A 16,387-nucleotide genomic window follows, 5' to 3' on the forward strand; every position below is an offset into this window, starting at 1 on the left:
AGCCAGGTCATGGCGACCCAGCAGTCTCCCCTCGTCCTCGACCCCACCGGTGCCGGTCATCACGCCGAGCACCGCGCCCTGCGGGAGCGCGGCCCGGCCACGCGGGTGGACGTGCTCGGCGTGGAAGCCTGGTCGATCACCGATCCCGCCCTGCTCAAACAGCTCCTGACCAGTCCGGACGTCTCCAAGGACGCGCGGGCGCACTGGCCCGCCTTCGGTGCGGTGGTGGGCACCTGGCCGCTCGCCCTGTGGGTGGCGGTGGAGAACATGTTCACCGCGTACGGCCCCAACCACCGCAAGCTGCGCCGGCTGGTGGCCCCGGCCTTCAGCGCCCGTCGCATCGCCACGATGCGGCCGGCCGTCGAGGGGATGGTCGCCGGGCTGATCGACCGGCTCGCGGAGCTGCCCGCCGACCGGCCGGTCGATCTGCGGCAGGAGCTGGCGTATCCGCTGCCCATCGCGGTGATCGGTCACCTCATGGGCGTGCCCGAGGAGCAGCGGGAGGGCTTCCGCGCCCTCGTCGACGGCGTCTTCGACACGACGCTGAGCCAGGCCGAGGCGCAGACCAACGCCGCCCGCCTGTACGGGGTCCTGGACGAGCTGATCGCCGACAAGCGGGCCACGCCGGGCGACGACATGACGTCGCTGCTCATCGCGGCCCGGGACGACGAGGAGGACGGTGCCCGGCTCTCCCCCGAGGAACTGCGCGACACGCTGCTGCTGATGATCAGCGCCGGCTACGAGACCACCGTCAACGTCATCGACCAGGCCGCGCACACCCTGCTGACCCACCCCGACCAGCTGGAACTGGTCCGCAAGGGCGCGGTCACCTGGGGCGACGTCGTGGAGGAGACGCTGCGTCACGAACCGGCGGTCAAGCACCTGCCGTTGCGGTACGCGGTCACGGACATCGCCCTGCCGGACGGGCAGACCATCGCCCGCGGGGAGGCGATCCTCGCCTCGTACGCCGCCGCCAACCGGCACCCGGACTGGCACACCGACGCCGACACCTTCGACGCGGCGCGCGTGGTCAAGGACCATCTGGCGTTCGGCCACGGCGTGCACTTCTGCCTCGGCGCTCCGCTGGCCCGCATGGAGGTCGTACTCGCGCTGCAGAGCCTCTTCGACCGCTTCCCCGGCATCCACCTCGCCGATCCGGCGGAGGAACTGCCGCCCGTGCCCTCGCTGATCAGCAACGGCCACCAGCGGCTGCCGGTCCGGCTGTACGCCGGCTGACCCGCCGGGACGGCGCGCCCCGGCGTTCGGGGCGTGCCGTCCACCGGCCGGGAGGCGCCGCGGATCAGCCGAACATGCCCGGCTCGTAGTCGCCCGCCGGCTGCTGGGTGATGACGTTCAGGCGGTTGTACGTGTTGATGAGGGCGATCAGTCCGACCAGCGCGGTCAGCTGTTCCTCGTCGTAGTGCTCGGCGGCCTTCGCCCACGCCTCGTCGGTGACGCCGCCGCCCGCGTCGGCGATGCGGGTGCCCTGCTCGGTCAGTTCGAGGGCGGCGCGCTCGGCGTCGGTGAAGACCTTGGCCTCGCGCCAGGCGGCGATCAGGTTGAGCCGCAGCGAGGTCTCCCCCGCCTTCGCGGCGTCCTTGGTGTGCATGTCGAGGCACATGCCGCAGCCGTTGATCTGGCTGGCGCGGATCTTGACCAGTTCCTGGGTCGCGGCCGGCAGCGTCGAGTCGGTCACGGCCTTGCCCGCCGAGTTGATGTGGCGCAGGAGCTTGCCGGCGAGGGGGTTGGAGAACAGGTTGAGTCGAGCTTCCATGAGGGGTTCCTCCGTCGTGGGTGGTCCGACCGGTCCGGCCAGGTGGCCGGTGGTGCGCTCTGGGGCTACACCGCTACGACGGAGCGCGCGGGTGTGATGTGACAGGCCACGGAAGTCCGCGGATATGACCTGCGTCTCACCCGTTCGGGGTGGGTCATTCGGGCCGTTCGGGCCGTTCGGGTCGTTCCAGCAGCCCGAGCAGGGCTGCCGTGACCTCGGCGGGGCGTTCGTCCATCACCCAGTGCCCCGCGTCGTCCAGCATCGTCAGTTCGGCGCCGGGCACGGCCGCGGCCAGCCCGGTCGCGATGTCCGGGCTCAGATACGGGTCCGCGCGGCCCCAGACCACCGCCGTCGGGCAGGTCACCGCGCCCAGGCGGCGGCGCAGCTCGGGGCGGGGCGGGGTGCGGTAGTCACCGAAGTAGTGGAGCAGCCAGCGGCGGCCCTCCGGGGTGTCCATCCAGTCGACGTAGGACTCCAGGAGACGGGCGTCGAGATGGCCCGCGCGGACGAGCGGGGCGAAGGTGCGGCGGTGGAGGGCGGCGTACGGCAGGCGCAGCGCGACGGGCCGGAGTGCGGGGGTGCGTCCGGCGAGGCCGATCAGGCTGAAGGCGGCGTACCAGCGGCGGGTGAACGTGGCGTGCGCGCGGCTGTTGAGGACGGCCAGGCGGCGCACCCGCGCGGGGTGGGTCTCGGTGAAGCCCAGGGCGAGGAAGCCGCCGTAGTCGTGGCCGACCAGGTTCACCGAGTCGAGCCCCAGGGCGTCCAGCAGCCGGCCGATCCGGGCGACCTCGGTGTCGTAGTCGAAGGGCAGGTGGAGGGGGCGGTCGGACTCGCCCCAGCCGAGCAGGTCCGGGGCGACGACCCGGTGGCGGGCCGCGAGGGGCGGGACCTGGTGGCGCCAGCAGTGGTGGTTGGCGGGGTAGCCGTGCAGGAGCAGCACGGGTTCGGCGTCGGGCGGGCCCGACTCCCAGCAGGCCACCCTCGCTCCGTCCACCCGGACCGACCGGGCGCGGGGCCGGTCCGTGCCGGGACTCTGCGTGTTCATCGGCTGCGCGCTCCCTCGGTCGGTCCGTCCACCCGCTGACCGTGCGGATACCCGGAAGTGACGCGGCCAGGGCACGGCCTGCGGCCGAACGGGGGGTACGCGGCCGCCGACGGGCGCGAGAGGGGCGCTCACCCGGTCACCCGTCCGGGCCTCACCCCGGCGCGTGCGCCGGGCGCGACGGTGATTAGCCTCGGAACCATCAGTCGGTGGCGTGGCAGGAGGCAGAGATGGCGAAGGTTCCCAGCGCGGCGGTCGCCGCGGGCGGGCTCGTCGGCGGGTACGGCGTGGCCCGCTGGACCAAGCGGCGGGAGCTGGGCGGGGCCGTGCTGGCCGTGGCCGGGGCCGCCGCCGCACAGCAGTGGCGGCAGCGGGCCGGCGGTGCGGCCGCCGGCGCCCTGACGGCCGCCTACGTGGCGGGCTTCGCCGGGTCGCACCCCCTGGCCAAGAAGGTGGGCGCCTGGCCCGCCGTCCTCGGCATGGCAGGCGCGGTGGCCCTGGCCTCCTGGGCCGTGGCCGACCGGCGCGCCTGAGCGGACGGGCGTTCAAGAGCGGCGAGTCAGCCCTTGATGCCCCCACGCGGCGGGCCTCGCAGCTCCCGCCCCTGGCCGGCATGGTGGGCGCCTGGCCCGCCGTCCTCGGCATGGCCGGCGCGGTGGCCCTGGCCTCCTGGGCGGTGGCCGACCGGCGCGGCTGAGCGGACGGGCGGCGGGGGCGGCGGGTCAGCCCTTGATGACCGGCCGGAGGAGAGCCGGGTCAGGAGCGGTGGGTCAGGACGTTGATGACCCGGCCGGTCGGGTCCCGTACGAAGAAGCGGCGTACGCCCCACTCCTCGTCCCGCGGCTCCCGTACGATCTCCGCGCCCGACGCGGCCACCTGGGTGTAGACCGCGTCGACGTCCTCGACCTCCACGCTCAGGTCGGGGACGACGGGCGCGGTGCGTTCCTCGGTGAAGAGGCTGATCTGGGCGGTGGGGTTGGACGGCGAGGCCAGGGTCGTCACCCAGCCCATGTCCATGACCTCCTCGAAGCCGAGGAGCCCGTAGAAGTCGCGGCTCGAGTTCCACAGTTCCTCGGACTCGATGTGCATGTTGGGGACGATTCTGCGGATGGTCATCGGGTGGCTCCTGATCCCGTTGTTCCCTAGGGCTGTGCCTTCACCGAGGACAGCGGTTCGGCGATGTCCTCCAGCGAGCGGCGTTCCGCCTTCACCGCCAGGAACGCCGCCACCAGACCGGCCGCGCACATCAGCCCGGCGCCGACCTGGAAGGCCAGAACAGTGTCGCCGACCACGCCGGACTCCGTCAGGTCGGCGAAGAGCAGCGGGCCGCTGATGCCGCCGGCGGCGGTGCCGAGGGCGTAGAAGAAGGCGATGGCCATGGCCCGGGTCTCCATCGGGAAGATCTCGGAAACGGTCAGGTACGCGCTGGACGCGCCCGCCGACGCGAAGAACAGCACCACGCACCAGCACGCCGTCATCGTCGTGGCGGTGAGCGAGCCGCGGTCGAACAGGTACGCCGTGCCGAAGAGCAGCACGCCGGACAGCAGATACGTACTTGAGATCATGATCCGGCGCCCGACCGTGTCGAAGAGCTTGCCGAGGAGCAGCGGGCCGAGGAAGTTGCCGGCGGCGATGACGGCGAAGTAGTAGCCGGTGCTGCCGGTCGGCACGTCGAAGAAGGTGATGAGGATGGTGCCGAAGCCGAAGGTGATGGCGTTGTAGAGGAAGGCCTGGCCGATGAAGAGGGAGAGGCCGAGGACGGCGCGGCGCGGGTAGCGGCGGAAGACGGTCTTGGCGATCAGACCGAAGCCGATGCTCTTGCGCTGGTGGATGGTGATCTCACCGGCCGGCGGCGGCAGCTTCTCGCCCTTCTCCTCCTCGATCTCCCGTTCGACGGACGAGACGAGGGCGTCCGCCTTCTCGCCCTGGCCGTGGATGAACTGCCAGCGTGGGCTCTCCGGCACGTGCCTGCGTACGAGCAGGATGACCAGGCCGAGGACCACGCCGAGGGCGAAGCTGAGCCGCCAGCCGAGGTCCTTGGGGAAGATGTCGGTGTCCAGCATGACGATGGACAGCAGTGCGCCGCCGATCGCGCCCAGCCAGTAACTGCCGTTGATGATGAGGTCGACCCGGCCCCGGTAGTGGGACGGGATCAGCTCGTCGATCGCGGAGTTGATGGCCGCGTACTCGCCGCCGATGCCGAAACCGGTGAGGAACCGGAAGAGGAAGAACCACCAGGACTCGAACGACAGCGCGGTCAGCGCGGTCGCCGCCAGGTAGACGACCAGCGTCGTGATGAACAGCTTCTTGCGCCCGTAGCGGTCCGTCAGCCAGCCGAAGAACAGGGCGCCGGAGCACGCGCCCGCCACGTACAGGGCGGCGGCGAGGCCGGTGATCTGCGCGGAGCTGATGTCGAGACCGCTGCCGTCCTCGGCGATGCGGCCGGCGACATTGCCGACGATCGTGACCTCCAGACCGTCCAGGATCCAGACGGTGCCGAGGCCGATCACGATCATCCAGTGCCATCGCGACCAGGGCAGGCGGTCCAGGCGGGCCGGGACGGCCGTGGTGACGGTCCCGGTGGAGGCGGGCACCGAACCCGACGACGATTCTGCTGTCATGGCTCCCTCTCCGTCGAGCGAACGCCTCCCTTGTGCCCGGCACCGGAGGGAACACGCCCGCCGCGCCGGGTGGCAGAAGGCCCGCCGGACCGGAGCCGGACGGGGCCTACGCCCCCAGCATGCGGGAGACCGTGTAGATCAGCAGCCCGGCCAGCGAGCCGACCACCGTGCCGTTGATCCGGATGAACTGGAGGTCGCGGCCGATGTTCGCCTCGATCTTCTTGGTGGTGTGCTCGGCGTCCCAGCTCGCCACCGTGTCGGTGATCAGGGACGTGATCTCGCGGCGGTAGGTCGTCACCACGTACACCGCGGCGCCCTCCACCCACCCGTCGACCTTGCCCTGCACCTTGGGGTCGGAGGCCATCCGGGCGCCCAGGGAGAGCAGCGAGGCCCGGACCCGCAGCCGCAGTTCGCTGCGCTCGTCCTCCGCCGCCGAGACGATCATCGACCGTACGGCCGTCCAGGCGGACGCGATCAGGTCCTGGACCTCGCCGCGGCCCAGCACCTCGGTCTTCAGCCGCTCCACGCGCGCGCGGGTGTCCGTGTCGGACTGGAGGTCGGAGGCGAAGTCGGCGAGGAAGCGGTCGAGGGCGCCGCGCGCCGGGTGGGCGGGCATGTCGCGCATCTCGGTGACGAAGCGCAGCAGCTCCTTGTAGACCCGCTCGCCGACCCTCTTGTCCACGAACCGGGGCGTCCAGCCGGGCGCCCCGCCCTGTACGGCGTCCATCACGGAGTCGCCGTGCAGGATCAGCCAGTCGTGGGCGCGGGAGACGACCAGGTCGACGGCGCGTTTGTGGCCGCCGTCGGTGACGATCCGGTCCAGCAGCTTGCCGATGCCGGGGGCGATCTCCTGCGCGTCGGCCCGGCGCGTAATCGCCTCCCCCACCACGGCCTGCACGTCGGAGTCGCGCAGCACCGTGAGGGCGCCGCGCAGGGCCGCGGACAGCTCGGCCGTCACCCGGTCGGCGTGTTCGGGCACGGCGAGCCAGGCGCCGAGCCGGCTGCCGATGCCGACGGCGCGCAGCCGCTGCCGCACGACGTCCTCGGAGAGGAAGTTCTCGCCGACGAACTCACCCAGAGAGACGCCGAGCTGGTCCTTTTTCTTGGGGATGATCGCGGTGTGCGGAATGGGGATGCCGAGCGGGTGGCGGAAGAGGGCGGTGACCGCGAACCAGTCGGCGAGCGCGCCGACCATGCCGGCCTCGGCGGCGGCGCCGACATAGCCCGCCCAGGGGCCCGCGCCGCGGTGGGAGGCCCACTCGGCCAGCACGTACACCACGGCGACGAACAGCAGCAGTCCGGTCGCGGTGAGCTTCATTCGGCGTACGCCGCGGCGCTTTTCCTCGTCGGCCGGGCTGAAGGAGGTCATCGCGCGGTCACGGAACGCCCCCGCGCCGGGTCCGCGGGCGCCCGCGCCGGTCCCCGGGCGCTCCCCGGCACCCCCGGTATCCCCGGAACCGCCGGGAAGTTCCGCCTTCGTGCGTTCCATCCGCTCCACCCGTTCGCTGATCCGTCCCGCACACATTGTCCCTTCCTGACCGACTCCTGGAACGGAACACAAGTTCCCTGCGTCTGTCCGTGAGGGGGAACGCCCAGGGCTGGTGCGGCCTTTCCCCGGCCCATGCCTCATCATGGGTTCATCGGACCGGAGCCTCGGGGCTCCCCTCGCCCGAGGAGAACAGCACAACATGACCCGGGGTCGTGACGGGGGTGCGGGGGCACCTCCCACCAAGCACCGTGCCCTGCTCGCAGCGATCGTCACCTTGATAGTGGCGATTTCCGCGGCCATATACGCCGGAGCGTCCGCGGACGACGGCAGCACGGACCAGTCACCGCTCGCGGGCGGTCGTTTCCCGCGCGGTGACGCCGCTCCCGCCTCCACCGGCTCGTGGGTCGGCGCGTGGTCCACCTCGCCGGCGGCCGCCGAGCCGGGCACCGAGACGACGGGCATGGCGGGCCGTTCGGTACGCAACGTCGTGCACGCAGGGGTCGGCGGCACCAGCGCGCGGATCACCCTGTCCAACCTGTACGGGCAGTCGCCGCTGACCGTCACGCACGCCTCCATCGCGCTGGCCGCCGGCCCCGACACGGCGGCCGCGGTCGCCGACACGATGCGCCGGCTCACCTTCCGCGGCAGCCCCCGGGTGATCATCCCGGCGGGCGGCCAGGTGATGAGCGACATCGCCCGCATCGCCGTCCCGTACGGCGCGGACGTCCTGGTCACCACGTACTCCCCGGTGCCCTCCGGCCCGGTCACCTACCACCCGCAGGCCCGGCAGACCAGCTACCTGGCCGACGGCGACCGCACGGCGGACGTCACGGCCGTCGCGTACACCACCGAGACGCCGTACTGGCGCTACCTGACGGCGCTGGACGTGCTGAGCAACGAGGCCCACGGCACCGTCGTCGCGATCGGCGACTCGATCACCGACGGCTTCGGCTCCGAGACCAACGCCAACAACCGCTGGACCGACGTGCTCGCCGAGCGGCTGCACGACGCGGCCGGGGACGGGCGGGACGCGCCCCGCTACAGCGTCGTCAACCAGGGCATCAGCGGCAACCGGATCCTGACCAGCAGGGCGGGGCGGCCCGCCGACAACCCGAGCGCGCTGAGCCGTTTCGAGCGGGACGTGCTGCAACGCACCAACGTCAAGGTCGTCGTGATTGTCCTCGGCGTCAACGACATCCTGAACAGCCCGAAACTCGCCGACCGGGACTCCATCCTCGACGGCCTGCGCACGCTGGTCGACCGGGCGCACGCGCGGGGGCTGCGGGTCGTCGGCGCGACGATCATGCCGTTCGGCGGCTACCGGAACTACACGCCGGCCCGCGAGGCCATGCGGCAGCAGGTCAACGAGGAGATCCGGTCCGGCCGCGTGTTCGACGAGGTCGTCGACTTCGACAGGGCCCTGCGCGACGCCTACGACCCGCGCCGCCTCCGCGGCGACTACGACAGCGGGGACCACCTGCACCCCAGCGACAAGGGGTACGCCCGCATGGGCCAGGTCCTCGACCTGGACTCCCTGAAGGGCGCGGTCCCGGTCGAGGCGTGACCCGCCCCGGCCGTCAGGAGTCCCGGCGGCGCTCCCGTTCCCGCCGGTCGCCGTGCAGGTCGTGGAAGGTGTGGCGGGAGGGGTCCAGTTCCTTGGGGTCGGAGTCGCGCTCCAGCGGGTCCCGCCCCCGGGACTGGCGGCGTTCCAGCTTCTCCTGGCGGCGCTCCTCCTTGATCCGGAGCTTCTCCGCGCGGGTCAGCTTGCGTTCGACGCCGACGCCGCCCCAGAAGGCGAAGCCGGTCACGATCACGCGCGGGGCGCCCGGGTCGCCGGGGACGCCCTCCTCGTTGTGGTCGAAGCCGCCCATGATCCCGATGCCGCGCACGATCACCTCGACACCGGGCGGCACGATCACGTTCATCCCGCCCATGATCGCGACGCAGTTGATCACGACCTCGCCGTCCGCGAAGTTCGCCTCGCGCAGGTCGATGTCCCCGCCGCCCCAGAACGCGAACGAGTTGAACCGCCGGGGCACCGTCCAGCGGCCCTTGCGCTGGAACCCGGACATCACCGCGACCGCCCAGGTCGACGAGGGCTCACCGCCGGTGATCCGGCCCGCCCAGTCCCCCGTGGCCGCCGGCTCCTTGGTCATCGACACCTTGGGCACCACCACCGCCGTACCGTCCGGCAGGTCCCGGGTGATCGGCGCCAGTTCCCCGTAGGTCCGCGCGCGGTAGGTGGCGTCCAGCCGCTCCTCGAACTCGGTCATGTCGAGGCGGCCCTCCGCGAGGGCGTCCCGCAGGACCTCGGCGACTCGTTCACGGTCGGCGTCGGAGGCGCGGAGCTCCGGGGCGTCGTCGGTCATGTACAGCAGCCTACGAGGTCACCGCGCCGGGCACTACGCGCTCGCGCGTTCCGCGTACATCTTGGCGATCACCGCTTCGATGTCCGGTTCCCGCACCGACAGGTCCACCAGCGGATACTCCGCGGCGATCCGCGCCACCAGCCCCGCCGCCGACGCCGACGCCGGGAACGCCAGCCACTGCCGCGGCCCCTCCACCCGCACCACCCGCGCGGGCGCCGGCGCCTCGATCGGCGGCAACTCCCGCTCCAGGTCCACCACCAGCGTCCGCTCGCTCTCCCCCGCCTCGTGCAGCCCCGCCAGCGGACCGTCGTACATCAGCCGCCCGTGGTCGATGACCATCACGCGCGAGCACAGCTGCTCGATGTCCTGGAGGTCGTGCGTGGTCAGCAGCACCGTCGTGCCGCGCTCCGCGTTCAAGTCCCGCAGGAATCCCCGCACCTTGGCCTTCGACACCACGTCCAGGCCGATCGTCGGCTCGTCCAGGTACAGCACCTCGGGGTCGTGCAGCAGCGCCGCCGCGATGTCGCCGCGCATCCGCTGGCCCAGCGAGAGCTGCCGTACCGGCACGTCCAACAGTTCCTGGAGCTGGAGCAGTTCCACGCAGCGGTCCAGGTTCTCCCGGTAACGGGCGTCCGGGATCCGGTACATGCGGTGCATCAGCCGGTAGGAGTCGATCAGCGGCAGGTCCCACCACAGCGTCGTCCGCTGCCCGAACACGACCCCGATGCGGTGAGCCAGCCGAGTCCGCTCCCGGGACGGGTCGATCCCCGCCACCCGCAGCCGGCCCCCGCTCGGCGTCAGGATGCCGGTGAGCATCTTGATCGTCGTCGACTTCCCGGCGCCGTTCGGCCCGATGTAGCCGACCATCTCGCCGCGCGCCACCGTGAAGGACAGCCCGTCCACGGCCCGCACCTCACGCCGCTCCCGCTTCAGGAAACCCGTCTTCCTGCGCACGTCGAAGACCTTCTCGACGCCGTCCAGCTCGATGAAGGCCGCGCCCTGCGGCGCGGCGGTGTCCCCCTCGGTCATCGCCGTCGGCTCCCTCACTCGTCAGCTCCCTGTACTCCGGTACGAAAGCAGCCCCGCCCGCCAGGCCAGCCCCGCCAGCGCGCAGCAGGCCACCGCCACCAGCGGCGACGTGAACGCCACCCACTCCGGCAGGTCCAGCGGGAAGGGCCGGTCCAGCACATAGCCCGCCGGCAGCCAGTTGACGAAGGCCAGCGGCACCACGAAGGTCACCCCCCGCACCAGGTCCAGCGCGAACACGGTCGGCGGATACTGCAGCATCGTCGTGCCGCCGTACGTGAACGCGTTCGACACCTCCGCCGCGTCCTGCGCCACGAACTGGAACGCCGCCGCCGCCACGAACACCGCGCAGAAGATCCCCGCCCCGCTGAGCAGCATCACCGGCATCAGCAGCAGCTTCGCCGCCGTCCAGTCGATGTCCAGCAGCACCAGGGCGTAGACCAGCACCAGCACCCCCTGCGTCACCCGGCCGAGGCGGCGCAGCGCGAACCGGTCCGCCGCCACCTGCGCCAGCACCGGCGCCGGGCGCACCAGCAGCGTGTCCAGCGTGCCGTCGCGCACCCGCCGGCCCAGCCGTTCCATCGAACCGACCGCCAGGTCGGCCAGCCCAAAGGACACCCCCGCCACCCCGTACAGGAACGCCACCTCGCCCAGCGACCAGCCGCCCAGCGCGTCGACGCGGGAGAACATCAGCAGGACCGCCACGAAGTCCAGCGCGGTCGCCGCGAAGTTCCCGAACGTCGTCAGCGCGAACGACGTCCGGTAGGCCATCGTCGACCTGATCCACATCGTGGCGATCAGGCCGTACGTCCGCACCCCCTCCGCGACCCGGCCGCGCTCCCGGTCCACCCGCGCCGTCTCAGCCACCCTGGACCACCACCCGTCGTGTCGCCGCCGACTGCATCAGCCGCCCCACCGCCAGCAGCGCCACCGCCCACGCGGCCTGGAAGACGAACGTCCCCAGCGCGTCGGCCTCGCCGAGCAGCACGTCGGCCGGCGCCTGGAGCAGCGACGACCACGGCAGCATCCGGACCACCTCGCCGAGCGCGCCCGGGAACACGTTCAGCGGAAGCAGCATCCCCGAACAGAAGAATCCCGCGAGCCACATCATCTGCGTCACCCCCGTGCCGTCCATCAGCCAGAACGCCGAGAGCGCCACCAGGTACCGCAGCGCGAAACTGACCGCCGCCCCCAGCACCACCGCCACCAGGAACGCCGCCCATCTCGACACCTCCCCCGGCAGGGCCACCGGGAAGACCAGCGACCCGAACGCGAACGGCAGGACCCCGCGCCCCAGCAGCTGGAACACCGCCCGCCCCAGGTCCGCCGCCAGCCACCACAGCTGGAGGTCGGCCGGCCGGTACAGATCGACGGCGATGTCACCCGTACGGATGCGCTCCATCAACTCGTTCTCGAACCCCCCGCCCCCGATCGCCAGCGCCGCCAGCAGGGCCTGCCCCAGCCAGACGAACGTCACGGCCTGCGCCTGGTCGTATCCCCCGAGCTGCGGATTCTCCTCCCACAGGGCCAGATAGGTGTAGACCAGAATCAGTCCGAAGACCGTGTTGGTGAACACCCCGGCGGCGGTGGCCGCACGATAGGTCGCGTACCGTCTGAATCCCCCCGCCGCGACGGCCACGTACAACCGCCCCGAGCCCACGCGCACGGCCCTCCCCCTCCGATCGGCACCAAAGCGCAGGAGCCTAGTGCGACGGCGACCACCCGTGCCACGGAATTTCACGGGTGTGCCGTCGAGTGGGAACGGAACACCCGGTGCGAGAGTCTTCTTCAGAGGGCCCGGAGGACGCAGAGGCGTACAAGGCCGTACGAGTCCAGACCGTACGACGCGAAACAGGAGTCCGTGCACGACATGAGCGACGAGCCGCAGCCGCAGCAGCCGGAACAGGGCTGGGCGCCGAGAGAGCCACAGGCGGCCGGCGACGGGGACGCGAAGAAGCCCAAGCGGCCGAAGCGGACCGGCTGGCGCAGGCTGATCCCGACCTGGCGCATCGTGCTGAGCACCTGCGTGATCGGCCTCCTGCTGCTGGTCGGCGGCTTCTTCCTCGGCTACCACCTGGTGCAGATCCCGGCCGCCAACGCGGCCGCCACCAAGCAGTCCAACGTCTACCTGTACGCCGACGGCAGCGTCCTCGCCCGCGACGGCGAGGTCAACCGGGAGAGCGTCGGCCTCGCCCGCATCTCCAAGGACGCCCAGCACGCCGTCCTGGCCGCCGAGGACCGCGACTTCTACAGCGAGTCCGCCATCGACCCGGGGGCCATGGTCCGGGCCGGCTGGAACACCGCGACCGGCAAGGGCAAGCAGTCCGGCTCCACGATCACCCAGCAGTACGTCAAGAACTACTACCTGGCCCAGGAGCAGACGGTCACCCGCAAGGTGAAGGAGTTCTTCATCTCGATCAAGCTCGACCGCGAGAAGAGCAAGAGCGAGATCCTGGAGGGCTACCTCAACACCAGCTTCTTCGGCCGCGGCGCCTACGGCATCCAGGCCGCCGCGCAGGCGTACTACGGCATCGACGCCAAGGACCTCACGGCCGGCCAGGGCGCCTACCTCGCCTCCCTGCTCAACGCCCCCAGCCAGTACGACGTCGTCGCCCACCCCGAGAACAAGGGCGCCGCCGAGTCCCGCTGGAACTACGTCATGGACGGCATGGCCGACAAGGGCTGGCTGAGCGCCTCCGAGCGCGCCGCCGCCAAGTTCCCCATGCCCAAGCAGTCCACGGTCTCCACCAGCATGTCCGGGCAGCGCGGCTACGTCGTCAACATCGTCAAGGACTACCTGGTCCAGAACGAGATCGTGGACGAGGAGGAACTCGACCGCGGCGGCTACCGCATCACCACGACCCTCCAGAAGGACAAGCAGAACGCCTTCGTCAAGGCCGTCGACGACAAGCTGATGTCCCAGCTCTCCGAGGACCGCAAGGTCGACAGCTACGTCCGGGCCGGCGGCGCCTCCGTCGACCCGCGCAACGGCAAGGTCGTCGCGATGTACAACGGCATCGACTACGTCAAGCAGTACACGCCCAACGCCGTCCGCCGGGACTTCCAGGTCGGCTCCACCTTCAAGCCCTTCGTGTTCACGTCCGCCGTCGAGAACCACTCCGAGACGCAGGACGGCAACACGATCAACCCGAACACGCGCTACGACGGCACCAGCGAACGCCCCGTCGAGGGCTGGAGCGGCGGCCGCTACGCCCCCGAGAACGAGGACCACCGCGACTACGGCGACGTCACCGTCCGCGAGGCCACCGACAAGTCCATCAACGCCGTGTACGCCCAGATGGCCGTGGACGTCGGCTCCGACAAGGTCATGCAGACCGCCATCGACCTGGGACTCTCCAAGAACACCCCCGAGCTGACCCCCTCCCCCTCCATCGCCCTCGGCGTCGCCACCGCCAGCCCCCTCGACATGGCCGAGGCGTACGCGACCCTCGCCAACCACGGCAGGCACGGCACGTACACGCTGGTCGAGAAGGTCATGAAGGACGGCAAGCACGAGGTCGACCTGCCCGAACGGCGCGAGCGCCAGGCCGTCAGCCGCGAGTCCGCCGACACCACGACGTCCGTCCTGCGCAGCGTCGTCGAGAACGGCACCGCCACCGCCGCCCAGGCCGCCGGCCGTCCCGCGGCCGGCAAGACCGGTACCGCGGAGGAGGACACCGCCGCCTGGTTCGCCGGCTACACCCCCGAACTGGCCACCGTCGTCGCCGTCATGGGCCAGGACCCGAAGACCGCCGCCCACAAGTCGCTGTACGGCGCGATGGGGTTGCCCAGGATCAACGGCGGCGGCGCGCCCGCCGAGATCTGGGGCCAGTACACCCGCAAGGCGCTGGAGGGCGAACCGGTCAGCGCCTTCGACCTCCAGCTCCAGACGGGCGCCGACGTCACCGCACCCCCGTCCGCCGACTCCTCGGACGAACCGGGCTCCGGCGACGAGAGCGGCAGCAGCGAACCGGACGACGAGTCCACCGGCGACGAGGACTCCGGCACCGAGACCCCGGGCGACGGCAGCGGCGGCACCAGCACCTCGCCCGGCGACTCCGGCGGCTCGGGCGACTCCGGCGACTCCGGCGGCGAGACCGGCACCCCGACCACCGGCGGACCCTCGGGCGGCGCCAGCACGGAGCCGGGCCCCACGGGCGGCGGCGACGGAGGCGGCGACGATGCGGAGAACGGCGGCACCACCGAGGGGGCGGGCGGCGGCGGCTCCGACCCGACCGCCGGCACGGTCGCCGGCGTCCCCGTCACACCCCGGCGTCAGTGACCCGAGGTCGCCTTCAGACCCACGACGGCGACCAGCAGCAGACAGATGAAGAAGATCCGGGCGGCGGTCACCGGCTCACCCAGCACCACCATGCCGAGCACCGCCGCCCCGGCCGCACCGATCCCCACCCACACGCCGTAGGCGGTACCGATGGGGAGCGTCCGGGCCGCGTACGACAGCAGCACCATGCTCGCGACGATCCCGGCACCGGTGAACAGACTGGGCACGAGCCGGGTGAAACCGTCGGTGTACTTCATCCCGATCGACCAGCCGACCTCGAGCAGACCGGCGACGAGCAACAGAACCCAAGCCATGACGGGCACCTCCGTGAAACGAACTGAACGGTGGTGCGTCGTCTTTTCATTCAGCCCGGTACGGCGCGTCTCGTCGGGTGTCTCCAAGGTAGCAAAGTCGACGGAGACAGACGGAAAGGGGCTGGTGACCCTGGTCACCAGCCCCTTTTCGCTCGCTGCTTCTACAGATACAGCCCGGTGGAGTCCTCGGACCCCTCGAACCGGTCCGCGGCCACCGCGTGCAGATCACGCTCGCGCATGAGCACGTAGCCGACCCCCCGCACCTCGACCTCGGCACGGTCCTCCGGGTCGTACAGCACCCGGTCGCCCGGCTCGACGGTCCGTACGTTCTGCCCGACGGCGACGACCGCCGCCCAGGCCAGCCGCTTGCCGACCGCCGCCGTGGCGGGGATCAGGATGCCGCCCCCGGAACGCCGCTCGCCCTCACCGGTGTCCTGCCGCACGAGTACGCGGTCGTGCAGCATCCGGATGGGCAGCTTGTCGTCCTGGGAGCCGTGCTCGTTTCTCTTGGCGCTCACGCCCCGAACCTACCTGCCCCGGCTCAGCGCCCGCGCCGCCGGGTACTGCCCAGGGCGAGCAGCCCCACGACCCCGACCACCACGAGCGCGACGGGCACGACCCGCTCCAGCCGGGGCGCGCCCTCCTCGTCCACGAACTGCGACTTCACGTCGCTGACCGCGCTGTTGACCTTGACGTAGGCGCGCCCGAGGGTGTGGTCGACGCTGGAGGCGACCTTGGCCTTCGCATCCCCCACGATCGTCTTCGGGTGCACCCGCATCCCGAGCTCGTCGAGCGTTTCGGCCAGCACCTCGCGGCGGCGCTTGATGTCCGCCTCGATCTGCGCCGGGGTTCTGATGTCCGACGTGTCCGCCACCGTACGCCTCCGAAGTCCTCTGACACTGTCCCGCACAGTCTGTCAGCTACTCGCTTCTCCGCACTGTCAGGACCCCCGGTTACGCTGATTCGATGAGCGAGCGACTCCAGCCCGGGGACCCGGCCCCCGCCTTCACCCTCCCGGACGCCGACGGCAACGAGGTGTCCCTGTCGGACCACAAGGGCCGCAAGGTCATCGTCTACTTCTACCCTGCTGCCCTTACCCCCGGCTGCACGAAGCAGGCGTGCGACTTCACGGACAACCTGGAGCTGCTGGCCGGCGCCGGGTACGACGTGATCGGCATCTCCCCCGACAAGCCGGAGAAACTCGCCAAGTTCCGCGAGGCCGAGTCCCTGAAGGTCACCCTCCTCGCCGACCCCGACAAGAAGGCCCTCGACGCGTACGGCGCCTTCGGCGAGAAGAAGAACTACGGCAGGACCTACCTGGGCGTCATCCGCTCCACGATCGTCGTGGACGAGGAGGGCAAGGTCGAACACGCCCTGTACAACGTCCGCGCGACGGGCCACGTGGCCAAGATCATCAAGGACTTGGGGATCTGACGGCGCTGCCCGGCCAGTAGCATGGCCGGGCAGCAG

17 protein-coding genes and 1 riboswitch are annotated in these 16,387 nt (G+C 71.4%); of the genes, 5 read left to right on the top strand and 12 right to left on the bottom strand.

All coding sequences use genetic code 11. From position 1 onward, the window contains the following. Positions 1–9: 9 nt before the first annotated feature. Positions 10–1,236, top strand: a complete 1,227-nt coding sequence (locus ACFC1X_RS21835) for a cytochrome P450 (RefSeq protein ID WP_376356042.1) — start codon at positions 10–12, stop codon at positions 1,234–1,236. Between the two features lie 64 nt (positions 1,237–1,300). On the opposite strand, the gene ACFC1X_RS21840 is transcribed toward ACFC1X_RS21835, so the two are convergent. Together ACFC1X_RS21840 and ACFC1X_RS21845 are read right to left on the bottom strand one after the other, a co-directional pair. Then, positions 1,301–1,774, bottom strand: coding sequence for a carboxymuconolactone decarboxylase family protein (locus tag ACFC1X_RS21840; protein WP_376356044.1), 474 nt, complete (start codon positions 1,772–1,774; stop codon positions 1,301–1,303). A 154-nt stretch (positions 1,775–1,928) separates the two neighbouring features. Beyond that, a complete protein-coding gene (locus tag ACFC1X_RS21845; protein WP_376356046.1) occupies positions 1,929–2,819 on the bottom strand; it encodes an alpha/beta fold hydrolase in 891 nt (296 codons plus the stop codon). 227 nt (positions 2,820–3,046) lie between these two features. Here ACFC1X_RS21845 and ACFC1X_RS21850 point away from each other — a divergent pair, with 227 nt between their 5' ends. After that, entirely contained in the window at positions 3,047–3,349 is a 303-nt protein-coding gene (locus tag ACFC1X_RS21850; protein ID WP_376356048.1) for a hypothetical protein, read from the top strand. Between the two features lie 223 nt (positions 3,350–3,572). Here the strand turns inward: ACFC1X_RS21850 and ACFC1X_RS21855 are convergent, their stop codons facing one another. The 3 genes from ACFC1X_RS21855 to ACFC1X_RS21865 form a co-directional block, all read right to left on the bottom strand. Next, entirely contained in the window at positions 3,573–3,932 is a 360-nt protein-coding gene (locus tag ACFC1X_RS21855) for a VOC family protein (protein WP_376356050.1), read from the bottom strand. A 26-nt stretch (positions 3,933–3,958) separates the two neighbouring features. Continuing rightward, positions 3,959–5,437: an MFS transporter gene (locus ACFC1X_RS21860; RefSeq protein WP_376356052.1), complete on the bottom strand. Its 1,479-nt coding sequence runs from the start codon at positions 5,435–5,437 to the stop codon at positions 3,959–3,961. A 106-nt stretch (positions 5,438–5,543) separates the two neighbouring features. After that, positions 5,544–6,962: a DUF445 domain-containing protein gene (locus ACFC1X_RS21865; RefSeq protein WP_376356054.1), complete on the bottom strand. Its 1,419-nt coding sequence runs from the start codon at positions 6,960–6,962 to the stop codon at positions 5,544–5,546. Between the two features lie 163 nt (positions 6,963–7,125). On the opposite strand from ACFC1X_RS21865, the gene ACFC1X_RS21870 reads away from it, so the two are divergent. After that, a complete protein-coding gene (locus ACFC1X_RS21870; RefSeq protein ID WP_376356056.1) occupies positions 7,126–8,490 on the top strand; it encodes an SGNH/GDSL hydrolase family protein in 1,365 nt (454 codons plus the stop codon). A 13-nt stretch (positions 8,491–8,503) separates the two neighbouring features. On the opposite strand, the gene ACFC1X_RS21875 is transcribed toward ACFC1X_RS21870, so the two are convergent. From ACFC1X_RS21875 to ACFC1X_RS21890, 4 genes are read right to left on the bottom strand one after another with little or no spacing between them, the layout of a single operon-like run. Further along, positions 8,504–9,295, bottom strand: a complete 792-nt coding sequence (locus ACFC1X_RS21875) for a DUF1707 domain-containing protein (protein ID WP_376356058.1) — start codon at positions 9,293–9,295, stop codon at positions 8,504–8,506. Between the two features lie 33 nt (positions 9,296–9,328). Next, complete coding sequence (locus ACFC1X_RS21880; protein WP_376356060.1) at positions 9,329–10,324, bottom strand: ATP-binding cassette domain-containing protein; 996 nt, start codon at positions 10,322–10,324, stop codon at positions 9,329–9,331. 21 nt (positions 10,325–10,345) lie between these two features. Then, complete coding sequence (locus ACFC1X_RS21885; protein WP_376356062.1) at positions 10,346–11,188, bottom strand: ABC transporter permease; 843 nt, start codon at positions 11,186–11,188, stop codon at positions 10,346–10,348. Continuing rightward, positions 11,181–11,987, bottom strand: coding sequence for an ABC transporter permease (locus ACFC1X_RS21890; protein ID WP_376356063.1), 807 nt, complete (start codon positions 11,985–11,987; stop codon positions 11,181–11,183). Before ACFC1X_RS21890 ends, ACFC1X_RS21885 begins: the two co-directional genes overlap by 8 nt. A gap of 204 nt (positions 11,988–12,191) precedes the next feature. Here ACFC1X_RS21890 and ACFC1X_RS21895 point away from each other — a divergent pair, with 204 nt between their 5' ends. Continuing rightward, positions 12,192–14,603 carry a transglycosylase domain-containing protein gene (locus tag ACFC1X_RS21895; protein ID WP_376356065.1) on the top strand — a complete coding sequence of 804 codons (2,412 nt, stop codon included), beginning with the start codon at positions 12,192–12,194 and terminating at the stop codon, positions 14,601–14,603. On the opposite strand, the gene ACFC1X_RS21900 is transcribed toward ACFC1X_RS21895, so the two are convergent. From ACFC1X_RS21900 to ACFC1X_RS21910, 3 genes are all read right to left on the bottom strand, one after another. Further along, positions 14,597–14,917, bottom strand: a complete 321-nt coding sequence (locus ACFC1X_RS21900; RefSeq protein ID WP_055417143.1) for a multidrug efflux SMR transporter — start codon at positions 14,915–14,917, stop codon at positions 14,597–14,599. The two genes, ACFC1X_RS21895 and ACFC1X_RS21900, sit on opposite strands and share 7 nt — an antisense overlap. 32 nt (positions 14,918–14,949) lie before the next feature. Further along, positions 14,950–15,019, bottom strand: a riboswitch (guanidine-III (ykkC-III) riboswitch). Between the two features lie 59 nt (positions 15,020–15,078). Beyond that, on the bottom strand, positions 15,079–15,381 hold the full coding sequence (locus ACFC1X_RS21905) for a co-chaperone GroES (RefSeq protein WP_202557607.1): 303 nt from the start codon (positions 15,379–15,381) through the stop codon (positions 15,079–15,081). Positions 15,382–15,458: 77 nt separating this feature from the next. Next, a complete protein-coding gene (locus ACFC1X_RS21910; RefSeq protein ID WP_376356067.1) occupies positions 15,459–15,791 on the bottom strand; it encodes a DUF3618 domain-containing protein in 333 nt (110 codons plus the stop codon). A gap of 92 nt (positions 15,792–15,883) precedes the next feature. Between ACFC1X_RS21910 and bcp the strand changes: the two genes are divergently transcribed. Then, positions 15,884–16,351 (top strand): thioredoxin-dependent thiol peroxidase, encoded by a 468-nt coding sequence (bcp, locus tag ACFC1X_RS21915; protein WP_376356068.1) that lies wholly within the window; start codon positions 15,884–15,886, stop codon positions 16,349–16,351. The last annotated feature ends 36 nt before the right edge of the window (positions 16,352–16,387 follow it).

It is taken from the genome of Streptomyces sp. NPDC056128 (genome assembly GCF_042263835.1).
GTDB lineage: Bacteria > Actinomycetota > Actinomycetes > Streptomycetales > Streptomycetaceae > Streptomyces.